This is a genomic window from Brucella tritici, assembly GCF_902825325.1.
Classification (GTDB): domain Bacteria; phylum Pseudomonadota; class Alphaproteobacteria; order Rhizobiales; family Rhizobiaceae; genus Brucella.
This window is the reverse complement of the sequence record NZ_CADEAR010000007.1, coordinates 231,326-249,674: the sequence shown is the minus strand read 5'-3', so window position 1 is coordinate 249,674 and position 18,349 is coordinate 231,326. Positions and strand designations below refer to the sequence as shown.

The following is an 18,349-nucleotide window of genomic DNA, read 5'->3' as shown; positions in this document are numbered from 1 at the left end:
GTATTGAGTGAGTACGGCACGTTGAACGCCATTCTTTTGAAAACAGCCGAGACCGTCCGCACGAATGTGCAGGCGATCAGCCGTTTTTACGAACGTTTCTGCCGCCGCTGGGTATCCAGTCCCGATGCGGCCTCCATACGTGTTATCGGTTCGGTCATCACCGCGCCGGTCCTGCTTTGTGCGGCCGTACTCGCCTCTGGCGTAACGCCGGGCTTTACGGAATTTGCGATTCTTGCAGCAAGTTTTGCAGGCATCGCCATGATCCTTTGCGCGCTGTCGCTGATGGGTGTCGCCGCACCTGTTCTGGTTGGCCTGAACTTCGCTGCCTATGGCGCGGGTCTGGCTGCCATTGGCGCTTTTTCTCATGGCAATGCGGTCCTGTGGTTGATGGTGGCGGGTCTGCCGCTTGAAGTCTGGTTTGCGACCCGCAAGCCTGCTGCCGCAGCAGCGGGCGCCGCATTGGCGGCCATGATTCTCGGCTATTTTGCGACGGCAAGCGGTGGTACCATTTCCGGCGGCAGCTATGTGTCCGTCGCTGTTCTCATGCTTTATGCAGCAAGCCTTGTTGCGCGCGGTTTCGCGAGCGCCGCCAGGCCCGCGCAGATCAGGATCAACGCGCCGCAAGTTGCTGTTGCCGCAGGCGACGTGCAGTTCGGTCTTGATTCGGATGGCGTGGTATTCTCGGTCGATACGAATTCGGCAAAGCTTTTGGGCGTACAGCCCAAAATGCTGGAAGGCACGGCGCTTATCGACCGCGTTCATGTGGCTGACCGTGTGCAATATCTTTCGCTCCTGGCCGATCTTCGCGCCGGTTCCGCTTCCAGCAAGATTGATGTGCGTCTGCGTTCCATCGAAAACGGCGATACGATCTTCCGCACTTATCGTCTCGAAGGTGTCGCAAGCGCTCACGCCATCACGTTGATTGGCCGCTCGCTCGAAGGCGAACAGAAGCTTCTGGATGAAATTGCAACGCTGAAAGCCGAGCTGGAATCAGAGCGCATCGGAAAAGGCCGTCTGCTTGCAGCCGTCAGCCACGAGCTGCGCACGCCGCTCAATTCGATCATCGGCTTTTCCGATATGCTGTCGCACGAAATGGGTGGCAAGCTGGCCAATGAGAAGCAGCGCGAATATGCAGGCCTCATTCATCAGTCCGGCCATTATCTGCTGGAACTCGTGAATGCCGTTCTGGACAATTCGCGTCTGGAAACGGGTAATTACAGCATCGACCCGCAGAACTTCGCTTTCCGTGAAGCGGCTGAAATGTGCACCGCCGTCATGCTGCCACAGGCTGAAAAGAAAGGCGTTGCCTTCTGCCATCGCGTCGGCACAGGCATTGGTGAACTGGTAGCGGATCGTCGCGCCGTCCAGCAAATTCTTCTCAATCTTGCCGGTAATGCGGTGAAGTTTACGCAAAGCGGCGGCTGCGTCACCATTGATGCAACCCGCGTTATGGCTGAAGGCCGTCCGATGCTGGAAATCAGCGTGTCGGATACGGGCATCGGCATCGAGCCGGAAGATATGCAGCGCATCGGAACGCCATTCGTGCGCGCCGACAATAACTATACGCGCACGCAGGAAGGGAGTGGCCTCGGACTTTCGGTGGTCAAGGGGCTGGTGGAACTGCATCAGGGGAGCATGCAACTCAAGAGCTGCCCTGGCGAAGGCACGATCGTCACGATCCGCCTTCCGGTGGCAGGCCCGCAGTTTTTCATGGGGGACGACGAATATCAGGAACTTGGCACGGTGATCGACATGCATCGTCACCAGGGGGAAAGGCGTAATGACTGGCAGAACGACGAAGACAACAGCCAAATCCGGGAGCAGAAAGATGCGCAAACCCGCAAAACGGCGTAGTCTCGGCTCGCGGCTCCTCCACTTCTTCTTCACATCGGCTTCCGCGCTGGCGATTGCCGCCGGAGATTTCATCGTGCGCAACCCCGTCCTGACCGGCGGGGCAACTGCGTTTCTGGTTGTGTTGAGTTTCGTCTCGGCCAATGCGCTCTGGTATCAGCCGGAAGCGCACAACGCCGTGTTCTTCCGCACCAGACCAGATTTCGTGTTCAAGCCGACGCCGCGTGCAGTCCTGCCGGGCACGGCATCAGCAAGTGATAACGCCCCGAAACCGACCGCGACCGCCTCAGCCGAACCCGCAAGCTCCGCAAACACTGAGACTGCCCAGCCGCTGGAAGCAGCTAGCCTGTCGGCGGATCGGCTGAACATGAGCGCATCGGTTGATGACATGCTGCCGGCACTTGCGCCCAATGCCGATCTGGAAATCGCACGTTTGCAGCAGCGACTTTCGACACTTGGAATTTACAAGGGACCGGTGGATGGTTTCACCGGGCCGCAGACGCGCGAAGCGGTAGAACGCTGGCGCGCCTTGCAACAGAAGCTCGGCGTGCAGGAAGCAAACATTCCCGCGCAGTTGCAGGCCGATGCCCAAAACAGTGCCCCGGCTCAGGACGATGTAGCAAAAGCCATCGAGGTAGCAGTTCCAACGCCGCGTCCGCAGCCTGCTGTCTTGAAGACGGAGACGGATTCCAAGCCAAAACCCGCTTTCGTATCTTATGAAAAACCGGCACCGAAAAAGCAGATGGCAGCAACGCCCGCCGTACAATCGGGGAAAGTCAGTTCGCAGGATATTATCCGCGTGCAGGCCGGGTTGAAGGCATTCGGCAACGACACCGTGCCGGTGAACGGACAATCCGGCAAGACGACACAGGAAGCGGTGCGCGAATTTCAAAAGCTGTTCAGCATGCCGGTAACCGGCGAAATCGATGCAACGCTGATCGCCAAGATGCGCGAGATCGGCCTGATAAGCTGATGGACTCCCGATGCGCCTGACATCCGATTTCTGGGTTTCGGCATTGATCCGCAAGGTGCAGGGCGAGGGCGGTTTTGCCTATCTCGCCCGTCGCGGTTCACCGGAGGCGGGCGCAATCTTCATCAAGGTAAGCTCGCGCTTCGGCACATGCGACCTGTATTCGCCTGCGCCACAAACCTCTTATGAAGAGGATAATGACGGAGAGCGCATGTTTCTGCGCATTCTTCACGACGCCGATGACATGGCAGCAGGCGACCGTATGGCGCGCGAAACCCGCTTCGATCCCGACCTGTGGCTGGTCGAGCTGGAAGATGTTGCCGATGCATCGGCACTGTTCTCGATTTCGCAGGACGGAGAAGCGATATAAACTGGCGAGGCTATTTTACTGATCGCTGAAGCGACGGATGATCAGAATTGGCAGCATCCACGAGCGGCGTGTCGTCTTCGGATTCAGCCATTTCACGCAGTTTTCCGCGCAGCATGGCAGACATGTCGTCCGCCTTCCAGCGCCGCACGAGCGCCATCGCTTTTTCGCGGTCGATGGAGCGATAAATATGCACAAACTCACGCAGGCTATCGCGGTTGGTGTCGATAGGACCCAGAATGGCCGTCATGACGAGATAGCATTCAGCAGGTGACAATCCGAGCGCCTTGAGTGCAATCGGCAGGTGCGAATCCGGCCATTGCCCGATGATTGCATCGGACCGTTCAAACGACAGGTCGAGCGCATCGGCCAGCGCATTGCGGAAAAACTGACTGTCGATCAGAAGCGCGGTATCGATGAGATGCTGCGAGCCGGTGGTCGCGCCTGCCTCGAAGAAAGGCTGTTGCAGCGCGCGCGCCAGTCGTTCGGAGCTATCTTCTTTCATCAGCGGAGCTCTGGCCGCAGAAAGATCGGGGACATCCGGCCTTTCGAGCGGCTCGGCCTCGATATTGGCGAGGTTTTCCTGAAGCGTCAGCGTGCGGTCGATGACTGGGTCGGCGAAACTGCGCAGCACGCCTTGCAGAAGAATGTCACCGGACTGGCGCCGTGCAATGGCGCGCGCATGGGCAAGACCGTTCTTGCCGATGATTTCGATGAGGTCGGAAGGGCGTAGAAGGGGAGAGCGCAGCAAAATAGGTGCGGAGATTTCGACGGGTTCGTCGGCCAGTGCCAGAATGAGACGACGCGGCGCGTCCTCCAATTGTGCCAGCGCATTGGCCGCATGGCGCTTGCCGCGGGTGGAAGCGCATTGGAGAAGCGGCATGGCAAGATCTTCAAGCTGCTGCATATCCTGCCGTCCGGGGCGCGTGATACCCGCAAACGCCGAAATCGCGGCGGCCAGAAGGTCGTCCGCCTTGCTGCTCTCCGCTTTTGAATTCGACGGGCTCCGGTGGCCTGAAATATCCTCCAGGGCGCGGAACTGTTCATTTGTCACGCAGAATACTCCGGTAGGCACACAACTCACCCGCCCCAAATTGCAGATCACGCATCAGGCGGCAGCCGGTTGATGCGCAAATGCACCCCGCTTGGGTCGGTATTCGGGATAGTAGCTTTGAAGCCTTAGCAACTTATTAACCGTGCCATAAAGAAACAGCATTTGGTTGGGGTTTTAGAGCCCTTCAAACGGCGCGCATTGCGCCTCCGCAAAGAAGTGCTGCACTTCCGTGTTCCACGTTGCATCAGGCACGAATACGCGCAGCACAGCGGCACCTTCTCCGATATTCTGCTCGATCAGGATTGAACGCGCATCCGCCTGCGAACCATCCGAGCGCAGACTTGCCATGCCGATGGGGTCGGCAAGGACCAGATCGAGCTTGCGTTCGTTGGAAACGCTGTCGTTGAGGCTGTAGAGATTGTCCCCGTTGGGCGCATAGATAGAGAGCGACCAATAGGGCACATTCGCCCCGGTTGTAATATGCACAGGCCCGTCGGCAAGATCGAAGCGGCAAGTGGCTTGCTGCACCAACGGGTCATTGTCGCTGACCGGACCGGTCTTTTCGTCCAGCCTGTGGAAACGATATGGCTCGCTTCCAGCTTCGATCCGCGACCACGCATTTTTGTCTGAATAAAAGGGGACGAGGAAGAGAACCGCGATATGAACAATCGCAGCGCCCACGATGCCGAGGAGAACGAGGCGCAAAATTCTAGCCACTGCACGCCCCCTTGTTTGCACCCGCGATACGGGCGAGGCCTGGCATCACCAGATCAGAGAGACCGGAAGATGAAGACGCAGGCGTGTCGTAAAGCGTCATGACAAGAATGAAATCGCCGCTGCCTTCGACGGGCAGCCAATTGCCGGGCGCTGCATCGGGGCCAATGGTGATCGTGACGCTGCCGTCATCGTCGTACAGGACTTCGCGGGAATGCAGCGCTTCCTGCAATCCTTCACGCGGCTTGATCGGTTCCAGATCAGGTGTAGCGGGATAGACGGTCCAGAAGCGGGCAGGCGGTGTCGTGCCGCTCAGGCGGTAAGTGCAGCCACGCCGAAGGGTGCGCCCGCTATTGTCGCTGCGCGCATAGAATGGAAGACCTTCCGCCATTCCAAGCGCCAGATAGGCTTTGCGGGCAGCGCGGGCCTTGGAATAGGGGTCGGCATCGGGCGTGCCAGCCGCCGGATAGGCGCTCCAGATCCCTACTTTGAGCTCACCGAAACCTTCAAACCGGTCAAGAACCTTGTCAACGCTCCAGATGCCGCCGCCCAGCGCCAGCACAAGCACAATCGCCGTGTTGAATATCCTCTTGAACATCGCCCCTCAGAGTACCGATATTTTCGTGCGCTCGGCGATCTTAGGCAGAGGCGGGGCCGCAAGGAAGCGGTCATGCAGTTCCCTGATAACGTTTGTCGATAGAGGAGACAGTACGCGCGGCGGCGCAGCCATGGTTTCTTCCGGCTTCGCATTCGCCACTTGCGGCACGCTCTTCTTGGGCGGCGCGGGGAATGGCGGGGTCACACCCGGTATGGCCTTCAGTTCGATGTTCTGATGCGCATAGGCCATCATGCGTTGCCAGGCCATGGCAGGCAGAACGCCGCCGGTCATTTCCTTCATCGGGGTGAAATTGTCGTTGCCGAACCAGACCGCCGCCGTGAAATTTCCGGTAAAGCCGACGAACCACGCATCGCGATAATTCTGCGTTGTGCCGGTTTTGCCGCCCACTCGCGTCATCGGCAATGCCGCGCGGCGTCCGGTGCCGCGTTCAGGCACTTGCACCAGCATGGAATTCATTTCGAGTGCAGCTTTCTCCGACAGTGCCCTGTGCGGCTTCGGGGCATCGCGCCCGAAATCCCACAGCACCTTGCCTTCCGACGAAACGATCTGTGTGAAGGCGTGACGGTTGCCGGCCATGCCCGCATTTGGAAACACGTTGAAGCCGGTGGCCTGATCCATCACCGTCATTTCCGATGTGCCGAGCACCATGGTCTTGTGTGACGAGATCGGCGATTCCACGCCCATCGCCTTGGTCAGGGCAACAATTGGAGCTGTGGTCAGATAATCGCGCGCCAGTCGCACCGGTACGCTGTTCAACGAGCGGACAAGCGCCGTCGTCAGGTCCACGCGACCGGCAAAGCTGCGGCCATAATTGCGCGGTGACCAGTTGCCCCAGCTAATTGGAGCATCTGAAACGATGGTGCTCGGCGTCAGTCCCTTTTCCATCGCCGCTGCATAGACATAGGGCTTGAAGGAAGATCCGGCCTGCCGCAATGCCTTGGTGGCGCGGTTGAACTGGCTTTCGCCATAGTCCCGCCCGCCGACCAGTGCGCGGACGGACCCGTCATTGGCGATAACGACGGTTGCCGCTTCCGAAACATTATAATCCTTGCCGAACTGGCGCAGGTGATATTCGAGCGATTCCTCCGCCGCCTTCTGCAGGCTACGGTCAAGCGTTGTGCGCACGATCAATGTGTGCTGCGGAATATTGGCGGCGATCTTCTTCACCTCTTCAAATGCCCAGTCGAGGAAGTAGTCGGGGCTCTCGTTCTTGGCGCGGTCGATGACGCTTGCTGGGTGACGGCGTGCAACGGTCACCTGTCCCTCGCTCAGAAAGCCGCTTTCAACCATATTGGACAGCACGACATTGGCGCGTGCACGGGCGGCGGGCAGATTGACATGCGGCGCGAACTTGGCGGGCGCCTTGAATAGACCGGCCAGCATCGCGGCTTCCGCCAGCGAGACATCCTTGACGTTCTTGCCGAAATAGAATTCCGAAGCAGCGGCGATGCCGAAAGTTCCGCCGCCCATATAGGCACGGTCGAGATAAAACTGCAGGATTTCCTTCTTGCTGAGATTGCTTTCCAGCCAGAGCGCGAGGAAGGCTTCCTTGATCTTGCGTTCGATGGTGCGCTCGTTGGACAGGAAAAGGTTCTTGGCAAGCTGCTGCGTGATGGTGGAGCCGCCCTGAACGACGCCATTGGCGCGCATGTTCTGGCTGAACGCGCGGGTCAGCCCCCAGAAGTCGATGCCGTAATGGTCGAAAAAGCGTCGGTCCTCGGTGCCGAGCACAGCCTTGATGACGTGATCCGGCAATTCATCAATCGGCACGGCCTGACGGTGGAGAATACCGCGCTGGCCGATTTCATTGCCATAGCGGTCGAGGAAGGTGACGGCATAATCGTCCTGCACACGCCAGTCCTTCTTGGTTTCCTCGAAAGCGGGCAGGGCCAGGACGAGCATCAGAACCGCGCCGCCCACGCCCAGCGTAAATCCTTCGTCGAGAACCTCGACCACAAAACGCCGGAAACCGCGCACACGAAAACGCCGTGAGAAAATGGTAATGTTCTCCCACCATTCGCCGAGATAGTAGCGCAGGCTGTAGAGGGTGGAATCGATCCATGCGTCGAACCCGATCAGGCGCGAAACCCTGAACGGTTTGCGCTTCTCGCTTCCGGAATCTTTTTCTGCCGTTTTACGCATAAACACTGACTTCGGCATGGTTGGTTTCGGAGACAGGCGGAACTTACCCATCCATCATAGCAGATTAATAAGCAACAGCTCATGTGAAATGGTTAAAACACAAGCGGCTTTTTGTTTAGGAAAAAAGTCTATTAATAGGAAAATAATCCTTGACTGCGTAACGGTGCCTTGCTAGGTTTTATGTACAGTCGAAAAAATGTGATTGTTCACGCGTACTCCTTTGGATGTCTTTTGAAGCCGAAGGATGCGGATACAGATTTTGCCGCAATAAACGTAAAGAGGTATCGGGTAAGTTGCGTGTTCTTTTCGTGGGACAACGAAAAGATGATTTCGCGCCGCATGGTAAGCGCAGCACCATTCCCGATTAAACACGTCGGACGGAGTTCACTGTGGCAGTGCGCTTGGGGCGTAGTTTTTCATAAACAGAGAAAACATGGTGCGGTTGACATTCGATCGTATTTGGGTCTGCAACACGAAAGGAAGTCATCATGACCATCCTTAACCATACAATATTTACTTCGGAGGTTACGTGGATCTGGTTCGCCAAGATTGCCGGTGCGACGGCAGGCTCTTTCACGTCGCTCGCCTACATCCTTCCGCGAGGAAAGCGTGACGCGGCGATCCGTTTCGCGGTCGGCGTGATCTGTGGAGTGGTTTTCGGTGGTGCGGCAGGCGTCAAGGTTTCCGAAGTATTGGCTCTTGACGGATTGCTTGGCCAGGCGGAATTGATGTTGATAGGGTCAGCGGTTGCAAGCTTGGCGGCGTGGTCGGCGATTGGGGTTTTTCAGCATTTGTCCGAGCGGCTGAAACACGCGCCTATACCCGGGCTGCTTCCCGAAGAAAAAGGGAGCGATGACGATTCCTGATTATGGATGAAATTTTAAAAGGCCCTTATTGGTATTCGAGGGGGCCCGACAGCAGCTTCTCGGATATCGCGTGCCTCTCGCCTATGGGGGTGTAATAAATGCGAACTAGTCAAACGTCGACACTTATGAGCAAACGAAAAGACGGAATGATCTCGGTTATTGCCTTCCAGTTCAGTTTTGTTTGGATTGTTACAAGGAACGGACAGGTGGACCCGTCGTCGACCGCATTTCGGCAATGATTATCTGAGAAGAGTGGGGTGTTGGTTGAGATACGTGACTGTATTTTTGAGTGTATGAATTAATCGATGTCGTTTCGGTTTTCTTTCATCCTGATGTGCTCTCGATCCTGTAACCGGCTTGATCGATCAGGGCGCTTTAACGGATGTTCTGCTATAATTGGCGACTGCAATTGCCGGAATTGTTACGATAATCGGGCGTATTGGTGTAACTTCACGCATTTCATAATTTCACAAAGCGTGATAGTCAGAGGCGGAATTTTCCTTTGGGCCCGGAAGAGGAATGGTTGTTCATGCATCGTTCAGCTGTAGGGCGCTATATAAGGCGGCATGATGAAACAAAATTCTGCACTCAAAGTTTTCGCGCTTCTCGCGGTTAGTATTGGCTTGCTGCCGGTCGATGCCGGTGCCCTGCCGATAACTGCGCCGCAGAAGTCCAATCTCATCGTCGCTGCCGCCGGAGATTGCGCGGCGGTCGGCGAACAGGTGGCTGCCCAGCAGGGCGGCCAGCTCGCCAAGGCAACCGCTGCGACTCAGAACGGCCGCCCCGTGTGTGTGGTTGTGGTGCTTGTGCCGGGCCGCGATGGCGAGCGTCCGCGCCGCGTTGAAGTGGCTGTTCCCGCTCAATAACAACAGCTTTAACCGTTGTTATACATGAATTGAGGGGAGAATGTCCGCTTGCGTATCCTGATCGTTGAAGACGACAAGGACCTGAACCGGCAGCTTTCCGAAGCGATGGCTGCTGCCGGTTATGTGGTCGACCGCGCCTATGACGGCGAAGAAGGGCATTATCTCGGCGATACCGAGCCTTATGATGCCGTGGTGCTCGACATCGGTCTGCCGCGCATGGACGGCATCAGTGTCGTGGAGCGCTGGCGGCGCAGCGGGCGTGCCATGCCCGTTCTCATGCTCACAGCCCGCGACCGCTGGAGCGACAAGGTCGCCGGTATCGACGCCGGTGCCGACGATTATGTGACAAAGCCCTTCCATATCGAGGAAGTGCTGGCGCGGCTACGCGCCCTGATCCGCCGTGCTGCTGGTCATGCTTCGTCGGAACTTGTCTGCGGGCCGCTCTATCTCGATACGAAAACGTCGAAGGCAAGTGTCAACGGCGTTGCGCTCAAGCTCACCTCGCACGAATACCGGCTTCTGTCCTATCTGATGCACCATATGGACGAAGTGGTCTCGCGTACCGAACTGGTCGAGCATCTCTACGATCAGGATTTCGACCGCGATTCCAATACGATTGAAGTCTTTGTCGGCCGCCTTCGCAAAAAGATGGGTGTGGACCTGATCGAAACGGTGCGCGGCATGGGCTATCGCATCCGCTCCGAAGGGGAGGTCGAGAGCGAAACGAAAGGCAACGACAGCTGAAGATTCTTCGCGTCTTTCCTCCCTTGCGTTCGCTCGCGGTCCGCGTCGTCACGCTTTCGACGATCTGGGTCATCGTGGCGCTTGTGGTGGTCGCCACTTTCATCGGGTCACTGTATGGCGATGCGGCACGCAGCAATTTTGAACGCTTGCTAACCGCCCATCTGTTCAGTCTGGTCGGTGCCGTCAGCACGTCGGGTGAAGGTTCCTTGCAGGGGCGTCCGGAACTGGGCGAATTGCGCTATTCGAGCCCGCTCTCCGGCTGGTACTGGTCTGTCGATCCTGTCACGCCAAATCTCACCGGAAAGCTGCAATCGCCGTCGCTGCTTGGGCGCATCGTGCCGGAAATGCCGGTGACGCAGGCACCGTTCGACAGCTCCTTCATGCGCAGCTACACCTTGCCCGGCCTCAATGGCGAGGAGCTTTTTATCGTAGAGACCGAAGTGGTTCTGGATAGTGCCAACCGTGTTGCGCGTTTCCGCGTGATGGGCAATCTCAGCGAGGTTTTGAAGGAGATATCCGATTTCAGAACCAGCCTCGCGACCTATCTGGCGATTTTCGGTATCGGTAGTATTCTCATCAATGCCGCCGTGATCCTGTTCGGTCTACGTCCGCTCGATAAGGTGCGTCAGGCGCTGGCTGATATTCGCGAGGGGCGCTCGTCAAAGCTCGACGCGTCGCTGCCTGTCGAAATCGCGCCGCTCGCCACCGAAATGAACGCGCTCATCGAGAATAATCGGCGCATCGTCGAGCGTTCGCGAACACAGGTCGGTAATCTCGCGCATTCTCTCAAAACCCCACTTTCCGTGCTGGTCAATGAAGCGCGGAGCATGGGTGGCGAACACGGACGCATCGTGCAGGAACAGAGCGAGGCGATGCAGGTGCAGATACAGCATTATCTGCAGCGCGCGCGCATCGCCGCGCAGCGCGACAGTGTCGTGTTTCGCACGTCCGTGACGCCGGTTCTCGAACGCATGCAGCGCGTGACGGCGAAACTCAATCCGGCTTTCAGCGTTACCTTCAGGAATGATCTGCCAAACGCCGTTTTTGCCGGAGAGCGGGAAGATCTGGAAGAGATCGTCGGCAACCTGCTGGAGAATGCGGGCAAATGGGGCCGCAAACGCATCAATATCAGGCTTGCCCCTATTTCTGGGGAGCAACGACAGTTCGAAGTCCTGATAGAAGATGACGGGCCGGGTCTGGCGCCGGACAAGATCGAAGCGGCGCTGAAGCGCGGCAGCCGCGTCGATGAAACGAAACCGGGAACCGGGCTCGGGCTGGCAATCGTGCAGGATACCGTTCGCGAATATGGCGGCAATCTGCATCTGGGCAAGAGTTCGTTCGGTGGATTGGGTGTCCGGGTTGTGTTACCGCAGACGGAAGATTGACTGTTGTTTTTGGCCGAAAGCCAACTAGAGCATTTCCAGCAAAAGTGCGAAGCGGTTTTGCGGCGGATAATGCATAAAAACCAAGAGATAGAGTGGATCCGTGATTTCATTTTAACAGGATCCGCTCTAGACAATTAAATTGAAAAAGTCACATGCCGATATAGTGTGCATGCTAATTGTTTATGAAGGCCGGTTGTTATGATGATGGTATCCAGGTTTTCTCACCCAGTTTCAGTTGCTTCGACGATGCTTGCCGTGGCGCTTGCATTGTCGGCCTGTGGGACGACGAGCAAGGGCACAGGTTTCGGCTCGCTGGGCGGCGGTTCTACGGCGCAGAAGCCGGAAACAAGCCTGTTGACGCCGCTTGGCAACGGTCTGCTCGGCAACTCCGCAAATCAGTTGAATGCAGCCGACCGCAGGAAGGCGCTGGAGGCTGAATATCGTGCGCTTGAATATTCGCCGGCAGGCAAGGCCGTATCCTGGAGCGGCAGCGGATCGAACTCCGGCGATGTGACGGCGGCGCAGCCCTATCAGGTGGGCTCTCAGAACTGTCGCCAGTATTCGCACAGCTTCACCATTGGCGGATCGCAGCAGACTGCGCGCGGAACGGCATGTCGCAATCCGGACGGTAGCTGGACGCCGCTGACGTAAACTCCAGCGTCCTACCTTTGCGGCGAATTGCCCTAGTCAGCAACTTACTGAAGGTAGTGGTTGGTTTTTCCCTTGGCTGCGCTTAAGTCGTAGCCATGGGATTCTGGCTTATTGCAGCACTATTGACATTAGCAGCCACTCTGGCTGTTTTGTTGCCTCTCGCGCGGCGCAAGCAGGCATTCTTGCCCGCTGAAAAGAATGACCTTGAGGTCTATCGGGATCAGTTGCGTGAGGTCGAAGCCGACGCTGCACGCGGCATGATCGACCCGCAGAGCGCCGAACAGGCGCGCATCGAAATTTCGCGTCGCATTTTGAATGCTGAAAAGTCAGGCAAGGAAGCTGCGGAAGCCGCAAGCAAGGCCGCGCCAGGCCGGTTGCTGGCTTTCCTGGCCGTGCTCGCCGTGCCGTTGATCGCCTGGGGCGTCTATCCGCTTTTCGGCAAGCCGGACATGCCGTCGATGCCACTTGCCGAACGACTTTCGGCCAGTGCGGATCGCGGCTCTGTTGACGAGCTTGTGGCGCGTGCCGAAGCGCATCTGGCACAAAATCCCGGCGATGTGCGTGGATGGGATGTGCTGGCGCCGATCTATCTGCGGCTTGGTCGTGCCACTGATGCCGTCAATGCATATCGCAGTTCCATTCGCATTGCCGGCGAGAATTTCCCGCGCGTTCTGGGATTGGGTGAAGCACTGGCAACCGCTTCGGGTGGCACAGTGACCGCTGAGGCTGAAGGTTTCTTCAAGAAAGCAGCCGATCTCGAGCCGAATGATGTTCGTCCGCAGTTCTATCTGGCGCAGGGCGAGATGCAGGACGGTCGCATGGATATGGCCGCCAATCGCCTGCAGGCGTTCCTCGACAAGGCACCCGCCGATGCGCCGTGGCGCGGTCAGATTGAACAGGCTATCGCCCGGCTTCGTAACCCCGCTTCCGTTGGCGAACAGCAGCCGAAAGGACCGACAACGGACGATGTCGACGCCGCTTCGTCTCTCAGCCCCGAAGACCGGCAGGCGATGATCGAAGGCATGGTTCAACGTCTTGATGAAAGTCTTCGCCAGAATAGTGGGGATGTCGAAGGCTGGAAGCGTCTCGTGCGCTCCTATATGATCCTCAACCGTCGCGATGCAGCGCTGGACGCTCTCAATCGCGGCATGACAGCCCTTCAGGGTGAAAGCCGGACGAACTTGCAGAGTTTCGCAACCGGTCTTGGACTGGAAACAGGGAACGCACAAAAATGAGCGCGACCGCAGACGATAATGCACGGGGTACCAAACCGGCGGGTAATTTTGCCCGGACCGTTAGCCAGAGAAAGCGCAAACGCCTGTTTCTGATCGGTGGCGCACTGGTGGTTCTGGCCGTAGCGGTCGGACTGATGCTGATGGCCTTCAGTCAGGACATTCGCTTCTTCCGTACGCCAGCCGACCTGACGGAACAGGATATGGCCTCTGGCTCGCGGTTCCGTCTCGGTGGTCTCGTTGAGGAAGGGTCCGTCAGTCGTGAGGGCAGTGAACTGCGTTTCACGGTGACAGATACGATCAAGACTGTGAAAGTCGTGTTCGAAGGCATTCCGCCTGATCTCTTCCGCGAAGGGCAGGGCGTCGTCGCTGAAGGGCGTTTCGGAGACGATGGTGTTTTCCGCGCCGACAATGTGCTGGCGAAGCACGACGAGAATTACATTCCCAAGGACCTTGCCGACAGCCTGAAGGAAAAGGGCGTCTGGGAAGGCAAATAAAAATTATGGCATTTCCAGCAAAAGTGTGAAGCGGTTTTGCGTTTGGAAATGCTTAAAGCGAATAGTTGGGGCATTTCGTATCGGACCCGTGGTCCGGCCGGGTGCTTGATGGAGATTGCGGATGAGTGTCGAAATCGGCCATTTTGCTCTGGTTCTGGCGCTGGCACTGTCGATTGTCCAATCGATCGTGCCGGTGGTCGGCGCGCATCGTCGGGATACGCAACTCATGGCCGTCGCCGTGCCGACGGCAATTGCAGTCTTTGCGCTGATCTGCCTTGCATCGGCCGTGCTTGTCCATGCCTATGTCGTGTCGGATTTCTCGGTTCTGAACGTGGTCGAGAACTCGCATTCCCAAAAGCCGCTCCTTTACAAGATCACCGGCGTCTGGGGCAATCACGAAGGTTCGATGCTGCTGTGGGTGTTCATTCTCACCTTCTTCAGTGCGCTGGTGGCTGCATTTTCCGGCAATCTGCCTGAAACGCTCCGCGCCAACGTTCTTGCCGTACAGGGCTGGATCGGCGTCGCATTTCTGGCGTTCATCATCTTCACCTCGAACCCGTTCACCCGTATTTTCCCGGCTCCGATGGAGGGCGGCGATCTCAATCCTATCCTTCAGGATATTGGCCTCGCGATCCATCCGCCGCTGCTCTATCTTGGCTATGTCGGTTTTTCGGTATGCTTCTCCTTTGCTGTGGCGGCCCTGATCGAAGGGCGTCTCGATGCCGCGTGGGCGCGCTGGGTGCGTCCGTGGGCACTCGTGGCGTGGATGTTCCTTACCGGCGGCATCGCGATGGGTTCCTACTGGGCTTATTACGAGCTTGGCTGGGGCGGCTGGTGGTTCTGGGACCCGGTCGAGAACGCATCGTTCATGCCGTGGCTGGTTGGTACAGCCTTGCTCCATTCCGCTCTCGTGATGGAAAAGCGCTCCGCACTGAAAATCTGGACCGTGCTGCTTGCGATCCTCACCTTTTCGCTATCGCTGCTCGGCACTTTCCTTGTCCGTTCCGGCGTTCTGACTTCGGTTCACAGCTTCGCCACCGATCCGGGACGCGGTCTTTTCATTCTGGCGATCCTTGCAATCTTCATTGGCGGATCGCTGTCGCTTTTCGCACTTCGTGTACAGAGCCTGACGGCGGGGGGCATCTTCCACCCGATCTCCCGCGAAGGCGCGCTCGTCTTCAACAATCTGTTCCTGACGACCGCTGCCGCGACCGTGCTGATCGGTACGCTTTATCCGCTGCTGCTCGAAGTGATGACCGGCGACAAGATTTCCGTTGGCGCACCGTTCTTCAACATGACGTTCGGCCCGCTGATGATCCCGCTTCTTTTTGCAGTTCCGTTCGGTCCGTTGCTCGCCTGGAAACGCGGTGATCTTTACGGCGTGTCGCAGCGGTTGATGACGGCTTTCGCGCTCTCGCTTCTGGCGGCGGGGATTGTCTTGTGGAGTACATCGGCGAAATCGGTTCTCGCCGCCTGCGGGATCGGACTTGCCGTGTGGCTGATTTTCGGCAGCGTGACGGACCTCGTTCTCAAGGCTGGTATTGGCAAGGTTTCCGCAAGCAAAGCATTTGCGCGCTTCAAGGGTTTGCCGCGCTCGGTCTTTGGTACGGCGCTCGCCCATATTGGGCTTGGCGTGACGCTGCTTGGTATTGTGAGCGTGACCACGTTCGGCACGGAGAATGTGCTGATCATGCGTCCGGGCGATACAGCCAAGGTGCAGGATTATACACTTCGCTTTGAGGGCCTCCGTCCGCTGACCGGCTCGAACTTCACCGAAAATCGAGGCACTTTCACCCTGCTCGATTCCAGCGCACGCACTCTCGGACAGATTGAACCGTCCAAGCGCTTCTTCCCGGCACGCCAGATGCCAACCACGGAATCAGGCATCAGGACGCTGTGGTTCAGCCAGGTCTATGTTGCGCTTGGCGATGAGCCGGGTGACGGATCAGTTGTGGTTCGTATCTGGTGGAAGCCTGACGTAACGCTCATCTGGTATGGCGCCCTTGTCATGATGGTGGGTGCACTGTTTTCCCTGGCAGATCGTCGTCTGCGGGTCGGCGCGCCGTCACGCAGTCGCAAATCCGCGTCGAAAGAAGCGGAGGCCGCAGCATGAGAAAGCGGTCGGCATTCGCCGCACTCCTGCTTGGCGCTGCGCTGGCGATACAAGGAACGGCGGCCCTCGCGGTCAATCCCGATGAAGTCCTGTCCGATCCGGCGCTTGAAAAGCGCGCCCGCACGATTTCCGGCGAATTGCGCTGCATGGTCTGCCAGAACGAATCTATCGACGATTCCAATGCCGAACTTGCCCGTGATCTTCGCATTCTCGTGCGTGACCGCCTGAAGGAAGGCGATAGCGACCAACAGGTGATGGACTTCATCGTTGACCGTTATGGCGAGTTCGTTCTTTTGAAGCCGCGCCTCAATGCGCGTACCGTGCTTCTGTGGGGCTTTCCAGTCGTCGTCCTTTTAATCGGTGCGGTTGCGCTGATTTTAGCCTTTCGCGGGCGCAGGCAGGCGGGCGAGGCGCCCAAACCACTTACCGACAGCGAAAAAGCCGAACTCTCGCGTCTGCTGGACGGCAAATAACTGACATCTGCTTGCGAATCTTGTTCGCAACCTTACGAAACTTTCATGTTGTGGAAACGGAGCGGTAAGGTAGCCCTGACTATCTTACGCTCTATAAAGGTTTCACAGGCCTGCGTTTCCTGAAAGATCAGGGCAGCGGCCGGATTACTGCTCGTAAGGAGAAATAAATGTCCAGAGCCAGGATTTCCAACTATCGCAAGGGCGTTGCCGCGATTGCACTATCGGCTGCTCTCGCCGGTGGTTTTCTCGCTACCGGCCCGCTTGGTGCGCTCAATGATGCGCGTGCTGACGCAGTCCAGGTAACGCCACCGCCGCAGGCTGCGGGTTTTGCCGATCTTGTTGAGAAGGTTCGTCCGGCTGTTGTCAGCGTCCGCGTGAAGAAGGACGTGCAGCAAACTGCTGATCGCGGCGACGGCGGCCAGTTCTCGGGCCCTCCCGGATTTGATCAGCTTCCGGACGATCATCCGCTGAAGCGCTTCTTCCGTGATTTCGGCATGGATCCGCGTGGCGACGCTCGTCCCGATGCCCGCCCGGATCGCCGTGGCCCCGGCAAGCGCGGTCCGCGCCCCGGTCATGAACGTCCGGTCGCCCAGGGTTCCGGCTTCTTCATTTCCGAAGACGGCTATGTCGTAACCAACAATCACGTGGTTTCTGATGGCGATGCCTACAGCGTTGTCATGGATGACGGTACGGAACTTGACGCAAAGCTGATCGGAACCGATCCGCGTACCGATCTGGCCGTGCTGAAGGTCAACGATCCGAAGAAGAAGTTCACCTATGTTGCATTCGGCGACGACAACAAGATTCGCGTCGGTGACTGGGTTGTGGCTGTCGGCAATCCGTTCGGTCTCGGCGGTACGGTGACATCCGGTATCGTGTCGGCTCGCGGCCGTGATATCGGCGCCGGTCCTTACGACGACTTCATCCAGATCGACGCGGCTGTGAACAAGGGCAACTCTGGTGGTCCGGCCTTCAACCTGTCCGGTCAGGTCATCGGCATCAACACCGCAATCTTCTCGCCTTCGGGCGGTAGCGTGGGTATTGCCTTTGCAATTCCGGCCTCTACCGCAAAGCAGGTCGTTGACCAGCTCATCAAGAAGGGTTCGGTCGAACGTGGCTGGATCGGTGTCCAGATTCAGCCGGTGACCAAGGATATTGCTGCTTCGCTCGGCCTTGCTGAAGAGAAGGGCGCAATCGTCGCTTCGCCGCAGAAGGACGGCCCTGCTGCCAAGGCTGGCATCCAGTCCGGTGATGTGATCACTGCCGTCAACGGCGAACCCGTTCAGGATCCGCGCGATCTGGCACGCAAGGTTGCTGGCATTGTTCCAGGCGAAAAGGCGGCACTCACCGTCTGGCGCAAGAACAAGGCCGAGGAAATCGACATCACCATCGAGGCGATGCCTGGCGATCTCGGCAAGTCGGCCAGCACTTCGGGTGACAATGGCGGCGGCAGCCAGAGCGAGACGCTCGACTCCTATGGCTTGACCGTGACCCCATCCGAAGATGGCAACGGCGTGGTGGTAACCGACGTTGATCCCGATAGCGATGCCTCTGACCGTGGTGTCCGTTCCGGCGATATCATCATGAGCGTCAACAACCAGACGGTGAAGAGCGCCAAGGACATCAACAACGCCATCAGCGAAGCCGCCAAGTCGGGTCGCAAGGCAGTGCTGCTGCAATTGCAGAGCAACGATCAGAGCCGCTTCGTGGCCCTGCCGATCGATCAGGGATGATGACCGGTAGCCCTTAAGGCTCTGAGCAATTCGATGCCAGGCGGTTCTCCGCCTGGCATCGCCTTATCATCA

General features: G+C 57.9%; 17 protein-coding genes. 13 read left to right on the top strand and 4 right to left on the bottom strand.

Annotation, left to right across the window (positions count from 1 at the left end; translation table 11 throughout):
* Positions 1 to 21: 21 nt before the first annotated feature.
* The 3 genes from HWX93_RS12740 to HWX93_RS12730 are packed head-to-tail and all read left to right on the top strand — an operon-like array spanning position 22 to position 3,191.
* On the top strand, positions 22 to 1,854 hold the full coding sequence (locus HWX93_RS12740) for a sensor histidine kinase (RefSeq protein WP_176037567.1): 1,833 nt from the start codon (positions 22 to 24) through the stop codon (positions 1,852 to 1,854).
* A complete protein-coding gene (locus HWX93_RS12735; protein WP_176037539.1) occupies positions 1,829 to 2,824 on the top strand; it encodes a peptidoglycan-binding protein in 996 nt (331 codons plus the stop codon). Before HWX93_RS12740 ends, HWX93_RS12735 begins: the two co-directional genes overlap by 26 nt.
* A gap of 10 nt (positions 2,825 to 2,834) precedes the next feature.
* Entirely contained in the window at positions 2,835 to 3,191 is a 357-nt protein-coding gene (locus HWX93_RS12730) for a DUF1491 family protein (protein ID WP_176037538.1), read from the top strand.
* A gap of 10 nt (positions 3,192 to 3,201) precedes the next feature.
* Here HWX93_RS12730 and HWX93_RS12725 read toward each other — a convergent pair whose 3' ends face one another.
* The 4 genes from HWX93_RS12725 to HWX93_RS12710 all read right to left on the bottom strand — a co-directional run bounded on the left by HWX93_RS12725 (position 3,202) and on the right by HWX93_RS12710 (position 7,735).
* The gene (locus HWX93_RS12725; RefSeq protein WP_176037537.1) at positions 3,202 to 4,242 is read right to left on the bottom strand and encodes a DUF2336 domain-containing protein; all 1,041 of its coding nucleotides are present in this window, start codon (positions 4,240 to 4,242) and stop codon (positions 3,202 to 3,204) included.
* A 174-nt stretch (positions 4,243 to 4,416) separates the two neighbouring features.
* Complete coding sequence (locus tag HWX93_RS12720) at positions 4,417 to 4,959, bottom strand: hypothetical protein (RefSeq protein WP_176037536.1); 543 nt, start codon at positions 4,957 to 4,959, stop codon at positions 4,417 to 4,419.
* Positions 4,952 to 5,554 carry a DUF1214 domain-containing protein gene (locus HWX93_RS12715; protein ID WP_176037535.1) on the bottom strand — a complete coding sequence of 201 codons (603 nt, stop codon included), beginning with the start codon at positions 5,552 to 5,554 and terminating at the stop codon, positions 4,952 to 4,954. Before HWX93_RS12715 ends, HWX93_RS12720 begins: the two co-directional genes overlap by 8 nt.
* Positions 5,555 to 5,560: 6 nt before the next feature.
* Complete coding sequence (locus tag HWX93_RS12710; protein WP_176037534.1) at positions 5,561 to 7,735, bottom strand: penicillin-binding protein 1A; 2,175 nt, start codon at positions 7,733 to 7,735, stop codon at positions 5,561 to 5,563.
* Positions 7,736 to 8,205: 470 nt separating this feature from the next.
* On the opposite strand from HWX93_RS12710, the gene HWX93_RS12705 reads away from it, so the two are divergent.
* From HWX93_RS12705 to HWX93_RS12660, 10 genes are all read left to right on the top strand, one after another.
* Positions 8,206 to 8,583: a DUF6107 family protein gene (locus tag HWX93_RS12705; protein ID WP_176037533.1), complete on the top strand. Its 378-nt coding sequence runs from the start codon at positions 8,206 to 8,208 to the stop codon at positions 8,581 to 8,583.
* Between the two features lie 569 nt (positions 8,584 to 9,152).
* Positions 9,153 to 9,449: a hypothetical protein gene (locus HWX93_RS12700; RefSeq protein ID WP_061347242.1), complete on the top strand. Its 297-nt coding sequence runs from the start codon at positions 9,153 to 9,155 to the stop codon at positions 9,447 to 9,449.
* 48 nt (positions 9,450 to 9,497) lie between these two features.
* Positions 9,498 to 10,193, top strand: a complete 696-nt coding sequence (locus HWX93_RS12695) for a response regulator transcription factor (RefSeq protein ID WP_176037532.1) — start codon at positions 9,498 to 9,500, stop codon at positions 10,191 to 10,193.
* Between the two features lie 74 nt (positions 10,194 to 10,267).
* Positions 10,268 to 11,578, top strand: coding sequence for an ATP-binding protein (locus HWX93_RS12690; protein ID WP_176037566.1), 1,311 nt, complete (start codon positions 10,268 to 10,270; stop codon positions 11,576 to 11,578).
* 198 nt (positions 11,579 to 11,776) lie between these two features.
* The gene (locus HWX93_RS12685; RefSeq protein ID WP_176037531.1) at positions 11,777 to 12,229 is read left to right on the top strand and encodes a hypothetical protein; all 453 of its coding nucleotides are present in this window, start codon (positions 11,777 to 11,779) and stop codon (positions 12,227 to 12,229) included.
* A 95-nt stretch (positions 12,230 to 12,324) separates the two neighbouring features.
* A complete protein-coding gene (ccmI, locus tag HWX93_RS12680; protein WP_176037530.1) occupies positions 12,325 to 13,464 on the top strand; it encodes a c-type cytochrome biogenesis protein CcmI in 1,140 nt (379 codons plus the stop codon).
* Positions 13,461 to 13,958, top strand: coding sequence for a cytochrome c maturation protein CcmE (gene ccmE / locus HWX93_RS12675; RefSeq protein ID WP_176037529.1), 498 nt, complete (start codon positions 13,461 to 13,463; stop codon positions 13,956 to 13,958). Before ccmI ends, ccmE begins: the two co-directional genes overlap by 4 nt.
* Before the next feature lie 121 nt (positions 13,959 to 14,079).
* A complete protein-coding gene (locus tag HWX93_RS12670) occupies positions 14,080 to 16,071 on the top strand; it encodes a heme lyase CcmF/NrfE family subunit (protein ID WP_176037528.1) in 1,992 nt (663 codons plus the stop codon).
* A complete protein-coding gene (locus HWX93_RS12665; protein WP_151557856.1) occupies positions 16,068 to 16,544 on the top strand; it encodes a cytochrome c-type biogenesis protein in 477 nt (158 codons plus the stop codon). The genes HWX93_RS12670 and HWX93_RS12665 overlap by 4 nt, the downstream gene beginning before the upstream one ends.
* Before the next feature lie 167 nt (positions 16,545 to 16,711).
* Positions 16,712 to 18,277 (top strand): Do family serine endopeptidase, encoded by a 1,566-nt coding sequence (locus tag HWX93_RS12660; protein WP_151652639.1) that lies wholly within the window; start codon positions 16,712 to 16,714, stop codon positions 18,275 to 18,277.
* Positions 18,278 to 18,349: the final 72 nt, after the last annotated feature.